Origin of the sequence: Qipengyuania flava (genome assembly GCF_011762005.1) — a bacterium.
GTDB classification, from domain to species: Bacteria; Pseudomonadota; Alphaproteobacteria; order Sphingomonadales; family Sphingomonadaceae; genus Qipengyuania; species Qipengyuania flava.
The window spans coordinates 223,426-239,580 of the sequence record NZ_JAASQU010000001.1; the positions used below are offsets into that span (position 1 = coordinate 223,426).

Sequence of the window (16,155 nt, forward strand, 5' to 3'; positions counted from 1 at the left end):
GCTAATATGAAAATTTATCTCGCAGGCCACCGTGGAATGGTGGGCGGTGCGATCCTGCGGCAGTTGGAGGCACGTCAGCGCAAGGGAGAAGCCCTCGAACTTGTTACGCGCACCCACGCAGAACTCGACCTTACCAATCAGGCCGGCGTGCGTGATTTTCTGCAGTCTGAGTGTCCTGATGCGGTGATACTGGCAGCGGCCAAGGTTGGCGGCATCCATGCAAATAACACTTATCCGGCGGACTTCATTTACGACAATCTCATGATTGAGGCGAACGTCATCCACCAAGCATTCAAAGCGGGAGTCCGGCGACTGCTATTCCTCGGTTCATCGTGCATTTATCCAAAAGAAGCCGCGCAGCCGATGGGGGAAGCTGCACTCCTCACCGGGGAACTCGAATCCACCAACGAGCCCTACGCCGTTGCAAAGATTGCAGGGATCAAGCTTTGCGAGAGCTACAATCGCCAGCACGGGACTGACTATCGTTCGGTTATGCCAACCAATCTATATGGTCCGGGCGATAATTTTCATCCGCAGAACAGTCATGTCCTTCCTGCACTGATACGCCGCTTCCACGAGGCGGCTGAAGAAGGCCGCGATGAGGTTGTGATTTGGGGTACTGGGGCCCCGCGTCGCGAGTTTCTCCATGTCGATGACATGGCAGCAGCATCGCTTTTTGTGCTTGACCTTCCTCGTGAGCGATATGAAGCAATTACGCAGCCGATGCTCAGTCACATCAACGTGGGCTGCGGCGAGGACGTTTCGATTCTTTCGCTAGCACAACTCGTCGCACGCTTAACGAGCTTCGAGGGTAAGATCGTAACCGATCCATCAAAACCAGACGGGACAATGCGTAAGTTGATGGATATAAGTCGGCTAACGGATCTTGGCTGGACTCCGACGATCAGTCTCGAGCAAGGGGTCGAAGAGACCTATCACTGGTTTCTTAAGCATGGCAATAATGCCCGCCTGTAAGAGCCTATGTCCGACGCTTAATCTTTCATGCGGACGCATTCAAGCTATGCAGTTCGAACGCGAAAGTCGTCACTTAAAGTAAGCCACAAGCTCTAACGGAAGGCATACAGTGGGCCGAAGCAGAGGTTGGATCGTAATTGCGTTGTTCGCCACGGTGGTCGCGTTGACAGGTGGGGCATCTAGATTTGATGCCATCCAAATTGTACCGCTACGGGCAGTATCAGCGCTGGTATTGATCACTTCATTGTTCTTTTTATCTAAGCAAAGAACAAAGAATGAAGGTGTGTTGATCGTGATGCTCGGGTGCTTTGCGCTGATCGGCGCGTTGCAGGTCACCCCGTTACCGCCATGGCTTTGGAAAAACCTGCCGCACTATGGTGCGGTGGCGCAGTTGGATGCCACCTTACGCCTTGAGGGGCAGTGGCGCCCGTTATCTATGGCTCCGATGCGCACTTCGAATATGCTTGGCAGCATCGTCGTCCCTGTAGCCGCTTTATTGGCGGCAATAGCCTTTAGCACGTCTTCCAAGACTATTTTGCGTGTGGTAGCTGGGTTGGGTGTTCTAAATGCGTTGTTGGGCCTCCTTCAAATTGTGACAGGGAGGTCCAGCTTACTCTATTTTTATGAAGTAACTAACAGGGGTTCTCCGGTTGGCCTTTTTGCGAACGAGAATCACGCTGCTATATTCGCGGCCTGTTCGATGTTGGTGATTGTTTTTCTCGGCTTGAAGGTGACGCACAGGTCTGGCGCATTGTTCGAACGAATGCTCTATTCAGCTGCATTTCTTTTGATACTTTTCGTTTCGTTGGTTGGAGGTTCAAGGGCGGGGCTAGTAGCCGCAGTCGGTGCAATCCTTGTTTCGCTTTTCATGTTAGCACTGTCGCCACACCATCGACGGGGGCGATCCCCGGGTCCGGTAGGAGCGCGTCGCTGGTTCGATAGTATTCCAGGTGTGATATTGGTTATTCCGATTGGTGTAGTATCACTAACGGTAGCTGCTTTCTTTGCGCTTGATCGGGTTCCCGCCTTTCGCGACCTCCTCGCTCAAGATAGCTTCGAGGATCTTCGATGGTCAATTTGGCCTGTTATCGCCAAAATGCTAGGGGACTACTGGATTTTTGGAGCCGGTTTCGGAGCGTTCGAACAAATCTATTACATTGTTGAGCCGCCAAAGTTGTTGATGCCTTCGTATGTAAACCAAGCACACAACGATTGGGCTCAATTGATTATTGAAGGAGGGGCGATGGCTGGCTTTCTCGCTATCGGACTATTCGCTTGGGGTGCCAAGCGAATAGCCGCCATAGCGGCGCATCGCGCGCTCAGAGCCGACGCCATTTTCTGGATTAGCATTTTTGCTGTTGTTGGTGCAGCTTCTCTTATCGATTATCCCTTGAGAACCCCACTTTTCCAGCTAGTCAGTGCCTGGCTCTTGGTCGCCCTATCACGCGATGCTCGGAATATAGGCGCGCGGTAGGCATAGGAGCACGCTAACTCGCTTGCTGTTCAAATTTGTGGCGGGGCGGCTTTCATCAATATGGAGTAGCGTCTAGGCGCGCATCATGAAGAACTCGAGATCTATCAGATTCGTCTCTCTGGCGACTGGCGCCTTGATGTTGCCTCTAGCTCTTTCAGCTTGTGCGACAGATCGCGCCTATGGCGAAGCGCCAGGTATCGAGGTTGCAGAATTGGAGGAACTTCCGGCACCTCGTCTCGAAAATCTGTATGTTATCGGACCTCAAAAGGCGCTTGAAATCGAGGTGGTGGGTGCAGAACGCCTCAGCGGAACCTACCTGACTGACGGCGAGGGGCGCATTTCTTTTCCCTTGGTCGGACTTCTTGATCTTGGCGGGCTCGCTCCCAACGAGGCCGCCGAGGTTATCGAAGACTACCTGCGCGGTAGCTATCTCCTCAATCCTCAGGTTCGTGTCATTCCGTCCGAGATTCCTCCTCCGACGGTTTCAGTCGGGGGCCAAGTGAATTCGCCCGGAGAGTATCCTGTCTTGGGTCGTCAGTCGCTTCTGCGGGTCGTTAATCAAGCAGGTGGCTTGGCCGAGTACGCTAAGTTGGACGATGTGTTGATTCTTCGGACTGTTGCAGGGCAGCGATACATAGGTGCCTATAATATTCAGGCGATACAGCGCGGTAACTACGATGATCCGGTTGTTTATCCTAATGACATCGTTGTTGTCGGGGATTCGCCTAGCCGACGGCGATTGGACAGCATACTGCGCTTTGCTCCATTGCTCTCGACTTCAGCTATTTTAATTGATCGGATTGGCCGTTGAACAATTCAAACTTTGCGTCGCAAGGGGCCTCGGAAGTTAGCGATCATCACGAAACTGCCCGTGGTCGCCCATCCGATGTGGACGCATTCAACCTGGACCTAGAGCGATATTGGCATGAGGCTATCGGTCTGAAATACTGGCTGGCAGGGCTAATCACGCTTGGCTTCCTGATCGGAATTCTTATCACGCTTTTGGCGACCCCACTCTATCAAGCCAGTGCGCGCTTGGAAGTGTCTCAGGTAACAGCCGATGTGACCAATCTCGACTCACTTGAAGTCGACAGTCAAGTGTCGGAGCTTCAATATCTCAACACGCAATATGAGCTATTAGTGTCTAGGTTCATGGCCAAGCGTGTCATGGACGCTGGTAATCTCTCTAGGGACGAAGCCTTTCGCGCGGCATTTGGATTCGAAGAAGGAGAGGTGCAAGGCAGGAGTATCGAACGAATACTATTCGAGAACGTAAATATTGGTCCGATTGCGCAGTCAAGCCTTGTTGACGTGACATTTTCGAGCCCCGACCCGGTGGTTTCGGCCGAGATTACAAACCTTTGGGTTCAAGAATTCGTCGCCGCGAACTACGAGAAGCGCTTTGGCGCGAATATAGAGGCCCGGGATTTCCTTCAAAGCCAGATTGCAGAATTGCGGGAGCGGCTTTCCGACTCCGAACGTGAGCTTGTCGAATATGCGAATGCCAACGAGATCCTCGTTCTTAACGCAGGTGGGGATTCTGGTTCAGAAAGCGCGGGGCAAACTCTTGTCGGAGCGGATTTGCAAGCATTGAATTTGGCGCTCGCAGCTGCTGTTGCAGATCGTGTCAGTGCCCAAGCCGCGGTCGTTGGTGGGAATTTCCCCAACAACGATCCGCGCAACCAGTTGCTAACAAAACTTAGCGAAGCCGAGTCCGAGTTGGCTGTCTTGCAAGCAAATTTTGGACCTGAGTATCCTGAAGTTCAGGAGAAAAAGGCCGAAGTTAGTTCTTTGCGCTCAGCCATTTCCGGTGGTGCTCGCGGTCTTCTGCAGTCGGCGCGAATCCGAGAAGCTGAACTTCGCGAACAAGTCGAACAAGTGAAGCAGCGTTTTCTCAGCCAACAGGGCCAAGGAATAAGCTACGGTATTCTCAAGCGAGAGGTCGACACTAACCGGGAAATCTACGATGCGCTCCTCCAGCGTTTTAAAGAGCTTGAAGCGTCAGGAGCAGGGCAAAACAACATTCAGATCATCGATGAAGCAAGTGTGCCGAGTGAGCCTTACGCACCTTCCTTAATCAAGAACGTTTTGGTTTCCGTCACCGTCAGTTTGTTGGTTGCCGCTGGCCTTGTCTATCTGAAGGTCGCCCTAAGCCAGACGCTCAAGGATCCGGAGGACGTTCGCCGTCGTCTGCATCTCGCGTTGCTCGGGGCCATCCCACGTAACACCGAGGGTGCTATGGTCGACCGCATCACCGAGCGTTCGTCGCATATCAACGAGGCTTATACGACGGTGAGGACGAACATGAACTTCCTCACCCCGCAAGGCGCGCCCGAGGTGCTTATGTTCACCTCCTCTGTGCCTTCGGAAGGTAAGTCCATTTCGTCGCTCGGTGTCGCCACGAGCTTCGCGCAATTGGGCAAGCGTGTCCTATTGATCGATGCCGATCTGCGTAATTCGAAGCTCCGCGATACGCTCGAATTGCATGATTACGACAAGGGCGGGCTGGTGCCACTGCTCGCCAATCAGCAAACCGATATTGCATCGCAGATCATTCATCTCGAGGACTTCGGCTTCGATTTCCTCCCGATGGGACGGACGCCGCCGAACCCGGTTGAACTCTTGGCAGGTGACCGCTTCTCGCAGATCATTGAGGCGGCGCGTGGTCAATACGACCAGGTGTTGATCGATGGCGCACCGATGCTTGCACTCGCCGACGCGATCGAAATGTCAAAGGCCGTCGATGGTGTGATCTTCGTGATCCAGACCGAGCGTATCAAGCTACGCGGGATCGAGAACGCTTTGGGTCGTCTGCAACGTTCGGGTGCAAAGGTCTATGGCGCGATCGTCACCAAAGTCAGCCAGAACAATTCGGCTTACGGCTATGGCTACGGCTATGGCTACGGTTACGGCTATGGCTATGGTGAAGAGCGTGACTCGGAACCGGCATAAGGCGGCGCAATGACGGTCGCTCGTTCCGTTCGCCTCGGTGTCTCAATCACGCTGGGGTTGGTGCTCGCGGCTGCGCTCGGTGCGCAGTCCGCAGGGATCGCACTAACGAAGAAGGCGCCGGACACGGCTATCGCGGCGTTCCCGCTAAATGGGTTGGCCTACGAGAACATCGCGTCTGCGATATTCTTGGCCACGACCGAGGCGACCGGCTCGCCAGAGGAAGGCGCAAGGGCTGCCCGGCCGTGGGCTCTCGAAGCCTATCGCCTGGAACCCCTAGTGCCCAAGGCACATGCAATTCTTGCGCTTGCTGAGGAAGATCCGGAAATGCGAAAGCAGATCCTCGACGCGGCCTTGGCCTTGAACCGGCGCGAACCTCGTCTTCAGGCGGTGGTCTTGCAGCAGCAGGTTGCCGACGCGGATTACCCTGCGGCGATCGCGTCGCTCGACCGTATCCTTCGTGTAAAACCGAGCCAATATAACGAACTTTTCCCGGTCCTCATCAACGTCTTCGCGCAAGAGGGCGCAACCGACGAGTTCGCAAAGATCCTCGACGGATCTTCGGAATGGCACGGACGCTTCTTCCGTTTTGCGGCGAGCCAGCCCTCTGCGTTACGTAATATGGCAGAACTTCGCAGCAAGATGTCGTTTGACGATGAAGTCACCGATCGGGCGCTACTGAGAAGTCTTGTACGCGAAGGCGACGTCGCTACGGCCTACTCGCTATACCAACGGATCGCCGGTGCAGACGCAACCGATGCCGTTGGCGCATGGTCCAGTGATTACCCGCCCTTCGATTGGAGCCTGACGGACGATGCCGGATTGCGCGCGCAACCAAGCCTAAGCGGCAAAGGGCTGGAAATCTCGGTCAAGCCCGGCAAGGGTGGCGTGGTCGCCCGTCGCCTGATGCGCGCTCCTGCGACCCCTTTCGCGATCGCCGTCGATCACACTATCGAGCGGCAGCAGGCCCTGCAGGATATCGATATTACCGTCAGATGCGCCGGGCAAAGCGATGAGATACTCAATGCAAATCTCGTGCGGCAGAACGGTGGGTACCGGATCGATAGTCTGCCGGACGAATGTAATTTTATCGAGATTGGCCTCGAGGCCCGTGCCTGGAGCGGACGTTCGGCTGTGAACGAGGAAATTGAGGCAATCAGGGTCGTCCGGCGCTGAGCCTACGCAAGGCGAAGGGGCACCTTTCTCTGCACGCTGTGTCGGCTCGACCGCCACGGCGAGTGATGCCCTCCGCTTCACGCCGTTAATCGACAACACATTACAATCAAAAAAGCCCGCCGTTTCCGGCGGGCTTTTTCATGCCTCAGAGGCTTCGATGGTGGGCGTACCAAGGTTCGAACTTGGGACCCCTACGATGTCAACATAGTGCTCTACCACTGAGCTATACGCCCGCACCATCGAGCGCCCCTTTCGCGGGGCAGGCGGGCCCAATAGCGGGGCTCTTAGAGCCGCGCAAGACCCTATTTCGCAGTTTTACAATTGCATGCTCACACGGTCTTCCAGCACGCGTTCGACCTCCATCACGAGGTCGCGCAGGTGGAAGGGTTTGGACAGAACCTTGGCATTGGGCTGTTCGCGGCTGGCTTTGAGCGTAACGGCCGCAAAACCGGTGATGAACATGACCTTCGTGCGCGGGCTGAGTTCATTGCAGCGCTGCGCGAGCTCGATCCCGTCCATCTCGGGCATGACGATATCGGAGAGCAGCAATTCGTAATCGCCGCTTTCCAGCAGCGGCAGCGCATCCGTGCCGCGATCCACCGCATCCACCGCATAGCCGGCGTTGACGAGTGCCCGTTCGAGATAGACGCGCATCGCGTCGTCGTCCTCGGCGAGCAGGATTCGCTGGGTGGGGTAATCCGTCATGCCGCTTGCGTAACGCGGGCGCTTTAAAAAAGCATGTAGCGAGACCCGGTAATGTTCACTGCGTATCATTGCGGAACGGTTGCGCGCCGGTGCGCCCGGGCTGCGGACTGCAGCAAGCCGAATAAGGAAGGATGATGGCCGCACGTAGCAATTCTGGGCTTGCCTAACCGCGACGGCATCCCGACCATGGCTAGATGGATACGTCCACGACAGACGCGATGGGGGCGGGAGAGCCCGAGCAGGGCGGGGCCATTCCCGGCGTCGCGGGGCCATCCTATTCCTTGTGGCGTATGCCATGTGACAGCACGCCGGTACTCATATCCGTTCCGCATGCGGGCCGCTGCTATCCTCCGGACGTCCTCGCCGCGTTGCGCGACAGCGGTGAAGCCCAATTGCGGCTCGAGGATCGTTATATCGATCTGGTAGCCAAGCCGGTCGCGGCCGAAACGCAAACAAGCCTGTTGGTCGCGGAAGCACCACGCGCGATGATCGATCTCAATCGTTCGGTCGAGGATATCGATTGGGGTATGGTGCGTGGCGCCAGCATGCGTCCGGTGCGCCATTCGCTCGCCAATCGGCGGTCGCGCAATGGGCTGGGGCTGGTGCCCCGCCGGATCCCGGGGATGGGCGAAATCTGGCGAAGGCCGCTGGAGAAAGCACAGCTCGAGGACTGGATCGCGGGCATTTACACCCCCTACCACGCGGCGCTCGGCCGCGAACTGGAGCGGTTGCGCGATCGCTGGGGCGTGGCCTTGCTCGTGGACTTGCATTCGATGCCTCCACTGCGAAAGAGCCATCCGCAGGATCGACCGGCCGAATTCGTTATCGGCGACCGGTTTGGCGCCTCATGCGACCCCGGTCTCGTCGATCTCGCTATTCGCTACCTGGCCAACCAGGGACGCCGCGTGGCGCACAATCGGCCCTATTCGGGTGGCTATGTGCTCGACCGGTACGGCCAGACCACACGCGGGATCCATGCATTGCAAATCGAGGTGTGCCGCAGCACCTATCTCGATGCGCGGCTCGACCAGCCGAGTGCTCGCGCTGGGGCAATCGTCAAGCTGCTTGGCGGACTGGTCCGTATGCTGGGCACCGAGGTTGGTTCGATGGGGCGCGGCGAGCGAATGGCGCAAGCCGCCGAATAGGCGTCACACAAAAAACCACCCCACGCTGATCGCGCGGGGTGGCCAAGGTTCAGGGAGGAAATGCACTCGCGTGCATTGCCGGACGAGCCATGAGGGGAAGCGTCGTCCGACACGCTGAAAATGGGCGCGAGGTGCGTGGATTTCAAGAGGCGGTCGGTCGCCATCCGGTAACGGTTTGTCGCTGAAACGACGATGGTCAGGCCGCCCGCGCGGCGTCAAACGGGCTGCGCGATCAACAACAAGGCGTCGCCAACAAGGTCCGATTTGCAAGGTTCGGAGACCAGCCCGCATTCGCCGACGGCCAGATCTTCGCCGTCAACGCTCACTGTGCCCGAATAGGGAATGACCAAAGCATTGTCCGGTTTGAGGGCCGGAAAATCGGCCGCACTCCCACAGCGCCAATAGTGCAGCCGGAAATGCGGACCATCCACCAGCAAACCGCTATCGCCATCCATGCGATTGCGCAGGCGGGATGGGTAGGGTCCGGTTTCGGATACCTCGACACCTTGATCGAGGTGCAATTCGCGCGGACGGCCATAATCGAACAGTCGGAAGGTGACGTCGCTGTTCTGCTGAACCTCGATCAGGCTGACCCCGCCGCCGATGGCGTGGACGGTGCCAGCAGGGATGTAGAAGGCGTCGCCAGGCTGCACCTCGTGCCACACCAGCAGATCGACGATGCTGCCGTCGAGCGCGGCTTCGCGCATCGTTCCAGCGTCGATCTGTTCGTGAAAGCCGACAGCGATCGTGGCCCCGGGCTCGGCATGGGTGATGACCCAGCATTCGCTTTTGCCGTTGGTCCCCAGGCCCATCGCCTGCGCCTGCGCATCATCGGGATGCGCCTGCACCGAAAGGCGTTCACTGGCGAATATGTATTTGACCAGCAATTGGTCGAGTTCGGCGGGTGGCTCGAACCACACTTCGCCGATCGCCTGGTCGGACGGGTGCGGGAAGGGGGACGGCAGGCGGTCGACACCCCAGACCTTGTGGACGAATTGGGTGGGCAGCTTGCGCATCATGCCTTCTTGCACCGGCTGGCTTCGCCGACCCTCTGAACCGCGTTGCGCGATGTCACGAGCACATCGTCTCGGTCGACGACGACCACGATGTCGTCCGCGCCGATCAAGGTGACATGGGGACCATCGCTGTCAATCATCGAACCGCTTGCGCCTATGATTTCCCCGGGACCGACGATCACATTGTCGGCATCGAGCGATTTGCGCTGTAGTAGCAGGGCGTCCCAATTGCCGATATCCGACCAGCCCATCGAGACATCGACCATGGCTGCGCGATCGGTGTTCTCCATCAATGCATAGTCGACCGATTCGGACGCAATCGTGCCGAATTGCGTGGCCGCCGGACGAATGTCTTCGCTTTCCGGATCGCGCTGCTCGAAGGCCGCGCGTGCCGCCGCGGCCATGTCGGGGCGGTATTTGGTCAGTTCGGAGAGGAAGAAACCGGCGCGGAACGCAAAGATACCGCCGTTCCAAGCATAGCCGCCTTGCGCGAGAAAGCCGAGCGCGGTTTCGAGATCGGGCTTCTCGACAAAGCTATGCACTTGGTGCCCTTCGCCCAAGTGATCGCCCCGGCGGATATAGCCATAGCCGGTTTCGGGCGCCGTTGCGGCTATTCCAAAGGCGACGAGCCAGTCGTCGCTGGCCAGCTTGCCGGCAGCTCGCGCCGCATTCTGGAAAGCCTGCGTGTCCACGATGTGATGATCGCTCGGGCAGACCAGCATCACGTCGTTTTCGTCCAGCGCCAGCGCGGCCAGAGCAATCGCCGGTGCGGTGTTGCGGCCCATGGGTTCGACCACGAATTGCGCGTCGGGGGCGATTTGCGCCGCCTGCGGCTTGGCGAATTCGAGATGTTTTTCTCCGATCACCACCATGGGAGGAGCGAACCTGTCGCGGTCCGAGCAGCGTTTGAGCGTCGCCTGATAAAGCGTCTCGTCACCCAACAGGGGAATGAAGGGCTTGGGTTTGGCTGCCCGGCTGCGAGGCCAGAGACGGGTTCCACTTCCTCCACAGAGTACGACTGGAACGATCTTGGTCACCTGGCTCTCCATCTTGCGGTTTGTTTCCCACCTGCCAGATGTATTCCGGCAATCAAGGGTGCTCTGAACCCGACCTATAAGAGCGACCGATTATTTCACTTTACCCGTCGCTTACGTACAATTCGGGAGTGAAGCCGCTGGACCAGTCGGCAAGGCCTTCGGGATGGGCGGCGACCGCAGCCTCGAGCTTGTGCAGTTCCGCCTCGATGAATTCGACGCGTTCATCCCAACCGTCGTGCGTGCGTTTGCGGAAGATCCAGCCACCGTGCTTAGGTCCCCATTCGCGCATAAAGGCGACCGCCGCGCGCGGATCGTACCCCGCATTGTGCAGCAGCCAGGGCATGAGACGGTCGGCATCACGTTCGGACAGGCGAACCAGCTTGCGCTTCCAGCCGATCTTCCTGAACGTCTGAGGATGTCGCATTATGTTGTGCGCCATTTCATGCGCGATCGCGGCAGCAAAGGCGGACTCGTCATAGGCCAATCCGGGAAAGCGCTCGCCGACCAGCACCCTTTCGCCATCCGCTGCAGCGCTGGCCTTCGTATCGACGAGTTCGAACCGGGTAGGGCAGGCAGGAATGCCCTCGATAACCGCGGTTCGTTCGATGCCGTCGGAATTTTGCCAGGTCAGTTCGAGCGAGCCGCGTGCCAATGCAGCATCGATCGCATCGCGCAGCGCGAACACTCGCTGCCAGCGCGGTTCGGTCCTTGGCCAATGCGGTGCGATTCTCTGGCCATCGAGGGCCAAGAGCGTATCATTCTGGCTTAAGCCTACCTTGGCCGCGGGCGAGCCGGGCGCGACCGCCTGGATGCCGATGTCGCCGTCCAGGCCGAACAGTTTGCGTACGGCCTCCGGGTCACCATAGCTTTCCGCATCATGAATCATCAGCCCGGCAACCGGCACCGTTTGCGGACAGAAAGCCGCATTGGCGGTGGCCAAGCGATAACCGACGCGAAACAGCCGGTCCTCGCTATTCTGGAATATCTCGAGAGGGTAGCGCTCGCGGGCTTCCGCAGAAGCTTGCGCAGCCTGCGCGGGTAAGCAGGGGAGGGCAACCGCTAGCATCGCGCCCGCGACGAGCGCGCGCAGGGGGAGGTGCAGGGCTGCGCGCATATTCGAGAACCGCGCAGCCCTGCCTGAGTGATTATGCAGTCGGAACACCGGCGGTCGCGGCATCGGGCAGGGGAACCTTGCCCTGTTGCAGCTGGCGGCCGAAGATCGTGCGCATCATGTCCATCGAGAAGATCTGCGCCCAGATCAGCGGCAGCAGGCCGTTCTCGGTCCACTTGCGCAGCTGGTCGCCCCGCAGTTCGCGCAGCTTGTCCTGGTTGATCATCTGGAAACCGCGATAGACGAAGGGCTTCTCATTGCCCTGCTGCGTGATCGAGATCTCGCCATCCATCAGCAGGTCGTGATCCTTCAGTTCCTTCATGAAGTTCTGCGTGCGCTGGCCGGCATGTTCGAACTGCTCGCAGAACTCGAGGATCTGCTTGGTTCCCTCGCTGGCTTCACCGTTCTCGAACAGCGGCTGGCCGTCATCGAATTCGCCGATGTTCTCGGCGGTCGGGTCGAAGCACAGCGACAGTTCGTCGCTGTCCTGCTTGAGGCGGGCAAGCATGAAGGGATAGCGGCGGACGTAGGCGGGGATGTAAACCTGCTCGGTCACGGTGCCTTCTTCGTCGACGAAGGTGTTCACCCCGTCGTTGAGGCCCATCAGTGCCAGCGGAACCGCTTCGGAACCGGTCGAGAAAACGATCGGCATGTCGCGCTGCGCCTGGACGAATTCGTCGACCGTAAGCGGCACGGCATGCTGCTTGGCGAGCCAGGGCGCCTTGGTCATCGGACGCGAGCGATAGTTCGCATGGTCCTTGCTGTTGAGCGGCATCAGGTCATTGAAGAACAGGGGCAGGTTGGGCTGCGGCGCGCTGGCCATGGATTTCTCCGAAATTCGATTGGATTGAGCAGCACGCCCGGCAAAGGACATGCGCGCGAAGCGCGGGCTTTACGTGCTCGCCGCGGAAGGCGCAAGCGGCACGAGTTTCCCGGGATTGAGTATCCCCTGCGGATCGAGTGCCTGCTTTACCGCGCGCATCATTCCCAACGCCACGGGATCGCCCAGCCGGCCCAGTTCGTCGCGCTTCATCCGGCCGATTCCGTGTTCGGCGCTGATCGATCCGCCGAACTCTGTCACCCGATCGTGGACCATGGCGCTGATGGCCTTGCCGTCGCCCGCTTCCCATTCGCCGGGGATCACACCTGCGGGTGCAAGGACGTGATAGTGGATGTTGCCGTCGCCAAGGTGGCCGAAGCCGAGCGCGAGCGTTCCGGGAAACGCATGCTCGATCTCGGGCGAAACGCTATCGACGAAATCGGGCATCCGATCGACCGGAACCGAGATATCATGCTGCATCGCCGGACCGATCGCACGCTCGGCAGGTGAGATGCTTTCGCGCAACTGCCAGAAATCCTCGGCCTGCTGTTCGCTCGATGCGATTACCGCGTCGGCCAGCAATTCGCGTTCCATCGCCTCGGTGAACACCGTCTCGGTCAATTGGTCCAGGCGATCGGCTGCACCGCGCGTGGCGACCAGTTCGATCAGTGCATACCAGGGGTGGGGCGATGTCAGCGGCGCGCGCGCATCGGGCAGGTAATCGAGCACTGCGTCGAGGCAATGTGCAGGGAGGACCTCGAACCCTTCGAGCGCTATGCCAGCGGCGGCCTCGCAATGGCGCAGCAGCGCGCCTGCCTGGGTCAGGTTTTCCAGGCCAACCCAGACCACACGGCGGTCAGCGATGTCGGGCAGTAACCGCAGCGTGGCGGCGGTCACGATGCCCAGCGTGCCTTCGGATCCGATCAGCATCTGCTTGAGATCGAAGCCGCGATTGTCCTTCTTGAGCGGAACGAGATTCGAGAAAACGCTTCCGTCGGCGAGGACCGCCTCCAGCCCGAGCACCTGTGCCCGCATCGTCCCGTGGCGCAGCACCTGCGTGCCCCCGGCATTGGTCGAGATAAGGCCGCCGATCGTTGCCGAGCCCTTGCCCCCTAGCGTCAGCGGAAAGCGCAGTCCTTTCTCCGCAGCCGTCTCATGAAGCGTTTGGAGCACCACCCCGGCATCGCAAGTGATTTGCTCCGAATCGGGGTCGAATGACCGGATCTTCGCCATCCGGCGTAGCGACAGGATCACCGAAGTCCCATCCGGATCGGGCGTCGCGCCGCCAGACATGCCGCTGTTGCCACCCTGAGGAACGATCGGGACCCGATGGTTCGCACAAAGCTCCACGAATTGTGCGACTTCGATCGTCGAGGTGGGCGAGGCGAGCCCAAGCGCCATGCCCGTATAGCGTCCGCGCCAGTCGGTCAGCCATGGCTCCATTGTATCGACATCGCGCGTGAAACCGCGCGGCCCCAGCAGGGCGGCAGCCGCGCGGCAGAAGGTTTCCGTATCGGTCATCGCGGGCCGTATGCCACATTCGCGCGCGGCATTGCACCACTTGCCAAGCGCCGCAGAACAATTAAGCCCGCATTCAAGCGCAGGGCAGCAATGACGACACATACAGTTTTCTGCCCTTATCGAGCCGTCGCTCAGGAGCCGTAACGCAGCCCGATGTCTCTACTGTCGCCTCTCGTTTCCCTATTGATTGTCCTGGGTTCTCCGCAGGCCGATGCGGGCGATACGGCGGTGCGCCATGCGCCGGTCGAGAACGAGGCGGCGGATGCAACCCTTTCCTCGCGCAGCATCGATTGGCGCGGTTTCCTCGATCCGCGCACGGTTCCGGTGGCGAACCAGGTCCGGATCGAGCGTCGCGTGATCCTGCGCATCAGCCCGCAGCCGAGCGCCATGCGTCGCGGGTTCACGGCGGAACTGCCCCGACAGGCACCGGTCCGCATGACCGAGCGTCCGCATGGCGATTGCGTATCGGCCGCCGAGATTGTCGGAGTGGCCGATCGTGGCAGCCGCCTGGTCATGTATATGCGTAACCGTCAGATCATTTCTGCCGAGCTGGAGAAGGCCTGCAGCCCGCGCGATTTCTATCTCGGCTTCTATGTCGAACGGAACGATGACGGGAAGCTGTGCGTAGGCCGCGATCGTTTGATGTCGCGCGCCGGGGCGAAATGCCGCGTCTCCGATTTCCATCGGCTGGTGGCCGTGACCGATTAGCCGGGTGGCGGGCTCCGGCGATTTCTTGACTTTTCCTCGATTTCCGGCGAAGGGCGCGCGCAGCCGATGTCGCGGACGCGTGACGATTTAGTCGGCCTTTGTTCCAGGGACAGTTTCGAACCGCATGACTTTCGCCGATCTCGGCCTTTCCGAAGACTTGCTCAAGGCAGTAAGCGAAGCCGGCTATACAGAGCCGACCGACATCCAGCGCGAGGCGATTCCGCCGGTCCTGATGATGAAGGACATCATCGGGATCGCGCAGACCGGGACCGGCAAGACCGCCAGTTTCGTCCTGCCGATGATCGACATCATGGCCAGCGGCCGGCGCCGTGCGCTGATGCCGCGCTCGCTGATCCTCGCTCCGACGCGCGAGCTCGCCGCGCAGGTTGCGGAGAATTTCGAGAAGTACGGTAAGAACCACGATCTCAAGCTCGCGCTACTGATTGGTGGCGTGCAGATGGGCGACCAGGTCAAGGCGCTGAATGACGGCGTCGACGTGCTGATCGCGACGCCGGGCCGCCTGATGGACCTGTTCGAGCGCGGCAAGATTCTGCTCAATGGCTGCGAACTGCTCGTCGTCGACGAAGCCGACCGCATGCTCGACATGGGCTTCATCCCCGATATCGAGTTCATCTGTTCGAAGCTTCCCGAAGCGCGGCAGACGATGCTGTTCTCGGCGACCATGCCGCCGCCGATCGAGAAGCTGGCCAAGAAGTTCCTCAACAATCCGAAGCGGATAGAGGTCAGCCGGGCGGCGACGACCAACAAGGACATCACTGCGTTCAAAGTGCCGGTGAAGAGCCGCCAGAAGCGCGAGACGTTGCGCTGGCTGCTCAACAACGATCATGTCGAAACTGCGATCATCTTTGCCAACCGCAAGACCACGGTGCGCGAGCTCAACAAGAGCCTGCAAAGCCATGGGTTCCGAAGCGGCGAGATCCATGGCGACATGGACCAGTCGAACCGTCTAAAGGAGCTCGATCGCTTCAAGGCGGGCGAGGTCAATATCCTCGTCGCCTCGGATGTCGCCGCGCGCGGCCTCGACATCAAGGGCGTGAGCCACGTGTTCAACTTCGACACGCCGTGGCACCCCGACGATTATGTGCACCGCATCGGGCGTACCGGCCGTGCGGGCGCCAAGGGACGTGCCTTCACCTTCGTCGCCGACGAAGATGCCGAAGCGATCGCCAATGTCGAGAAACTGACCGGTGCCGAAGTTCCCGTCTTCGGCAAGAAGGACGTTCGCGTCGAACTCGTCGAACAGGACAAGAAAACGCGGTCTGATACCGAGGACGCGGGCAGCGATGACCGTGGCGAGAAGCCGCGACGGGCACGCCGCAAGCGCGACGATGCAGAAGGCGAGCCTCCGCGCGAGAAGCCTTCGCGGTCGGCCAAGGACAAGCCCCGCAGCGAAGCGCGCGAACCGCGCCGACGCCGCAACGAGGACGACGCCCCCGTTCCTGCGGGCGAGTGGAATGGTCCGCGTCCCGGCTTCCTCGATATTTCGGCGACCTGATT

At 59.4% G+C, this 16,155-nt stretch carries 14 protein-coding genes and 1 tRNA gene; 8 read left to right on the plus strand and 7 right to left on the minus strand.

The features are described 5' to 3' along the window. Positions 1 to 6 precede the first annotated feature (6 nt). From fcl to FHS69_RS01150, 5 genes are all read left to right on the plus strand, one after another. Positions 7 to 975: a GDP-L-fucose synthase gene (fcl, locus tag FHS69_RS01130; RefSeq protein WP_166775884.1), complete on the plus strand. Its 969-nt coding sequence runs from the start codon at positions 7 to 9 to the stop codon at positions 973 to 975. 232 nt (positions 976 to 1,207) lie between these two features. Further along, positions 1,208 to 2,449, plus strand: coding sequence for an O-antigen ligase family protein (locus FHS69_RS01135; RefSeq protein WP_166775886.1), 1,242 nt, complete (start codon positions 1,208 to 1,210; stop codon positions 2,447 to 2,449). An 85-nt stretch (positions 2,450 to 2,534) separates the two neighbouring features. After that, a complete protein-coding gene (locus tag FHS69_RS01140; RefSeq protein WP_166775888.1) occupies positions 2,535 to 3,260 on the plus strand; it encodes a polysaccharide biosynthesis/export family protein in 726 nt (241 codons plus the stop codon). Continuing rightward, positions 3,257 to 5,401 (plus strand): GumC family protein, encoded by a 2,145-nt coding sequence (locus tag FHS69_RS01145; protein ID WP_166775890.1) that lies wholly within the window; start codon positions 3,257 to 3,259, stop codon positions 5,399 to 5,401. Before FHS69_RS01140 ends, FHS69_RS01145 begins: the two co-directional genes overlap by 4 nt. A 9-nt stretch (positions 5,402 to 5,410) precedes the next feature. Then, positions 5,411 to 6,574 carry a hypothetical protein gene (locus tag FHS69_RS01150; protein ID WP_166775892.1) on the plus strand — a complete coding sequence of 388 codons (1,164 nt, stop codon included), beginning with the start codon at positions 5,411 to 5,413 and terminating at the stop codon, positions 6,572 to 6,574. Positions 6,575 to 6,732: 158 nt separating this feature from the next. Here the strand turns inward: FHS69_RS01150 and FHS69_RS01155 are convergent. Together FHS69_RS01155 and cpdR are read right to left on the minus strand one after the other, a co-directional pair. Beyond that, positions 6,733 to 6,807, minus strand: a tRNA-Val gene (locus FHS69_RS01155). Positions 6,808 to 6,889: 82 nt separating this feature from the next. Then, positions 6,890 to 7,279 (minus strand): cell cycle two-component system response regulator CpdR, encoded by a 390-nt coding sequence (gene cpdR, locus FHS69_RS01160; protein WP_166775894.1) that lies wholly within the window; start codon positions 7,277 to 7,279, stop codon positions 6,890 to 6,892. 194 nt (positions 7,280 to 7,473) lie between these two features. Between cpdR and FHS69_RS01165 the strand changes: the two genes are divergently transcribed. After that, on the plus strand, positions 7,474 to 8,424 hold the full coding sequence (locus FHS69_RS01165; protein WP_166775896.1) for an N-formylglutamate amidohydrolase: 951 nt from the start codon (positions 7,474 to 7,476) through the stop codon (positions 8,422 to 8,424). Between the two features lie 215 nt (positions 8,425 to 8,639). Here FHS69_RS01165 and FHS69_RS01170 read toward each other — a convergent pair whose 3' ends face one another. The 5 genes from FHS69_RS01170 to FHS69_RS01190 all read right to left on the minus strand — a co-directional run bounded on the left by FHS69_RS01170 (position 8,640) and on the right by FHS69_RS01190 (position 13,929). After that, positions 8,640 to 9,443, minus strand: coding sequence for a class I mannose-6-phosphate isomerase (locus tag FHS69_RS01170; RefSeq protein WP_166775898.1), 804 nt, complete (start codon positions 9,441 to 9,443; stop codon positions 8,640 to 8,642). Continuing rightward, a complete protein-coding gene (locus tag FHS69_RS01175) occupies positions 9,440 to 10,489 on the minus strand; it encodes a mannose-1-phosphate guanylyltransferase (RefSeq protein ID WP_208380053.1) in 1,050 nt (349 codons plus the stop codon). Before FHS69_RS01175 ends, FHS69_RS01170 begins: the two co-directional genes overlap by 4 nt. 88 nt (positions 10,490 to 10,577) lie before the next feature. Further along, entirely contained in the window at positions 10,578 to 11,591 is a 1,014-nt protein-coding gene (locus tag FHS69_RS01180) for a M48 family metalloprotease (RefSeq protein WP_166775902.1), read from the minus strand. A 31-nt stretch (positions 11,592 to 11,622) separates the two neighbouring features. Continuing rightward, a complete protein-coding gene (locus tag FHS69_RS01185) occupies positions 11,623 to 12,411 on the minus strand; it encodes a SapC family protein (RefSeq protein ID WP_166775904.1) in 789 nt (262 codons plus the stop codon). Between the two features lie 69 nt (positions 12,412 to 12,480). Beyond that, on the minus strand, positions 12,481 to 13,929 hold the full coding sequence (locus tag FHS69_RS01190; protein WP_166775906.1) for an FAD-binding oxidoreductase: 1,449 nt from the start codon (positions 13,927 to 13,929) through the stop codon (positions 12,481 to 12,483). 183 nt (positions 13,930 to 14,112) lie between these two features. On the opposite strand from FHS69_RS01190, the gene FHS69_RS01195 reads away from it, so the two are divergent. Continuing rightward, positions 14,113 to 14,637, plus strand: a complete 525-nt coding sequence (locus FHS69_RS01195) for a hypothetical protein (protein ID WP_166775908.1) — start codon at positions 14,113 to 14,115, stop codon at positions 14,635 to 14,637. 124 nt (positions 14,638 to 14,761) lie between these two features. Then, on the plus strand, positions 14,762 to 16,153 hold the full coding sequence (locus FHS69_RS01200; RefSeq protein WP_166775910.1) for a DEAD/DEAH box helicase: 1,392 nt from the start codon (positions 14,762 to 14,764) through the stop codon (positions 16,151 to 16,153). Positions 16,154 to 16,155 lie beyond the last annotated feature (2 nt).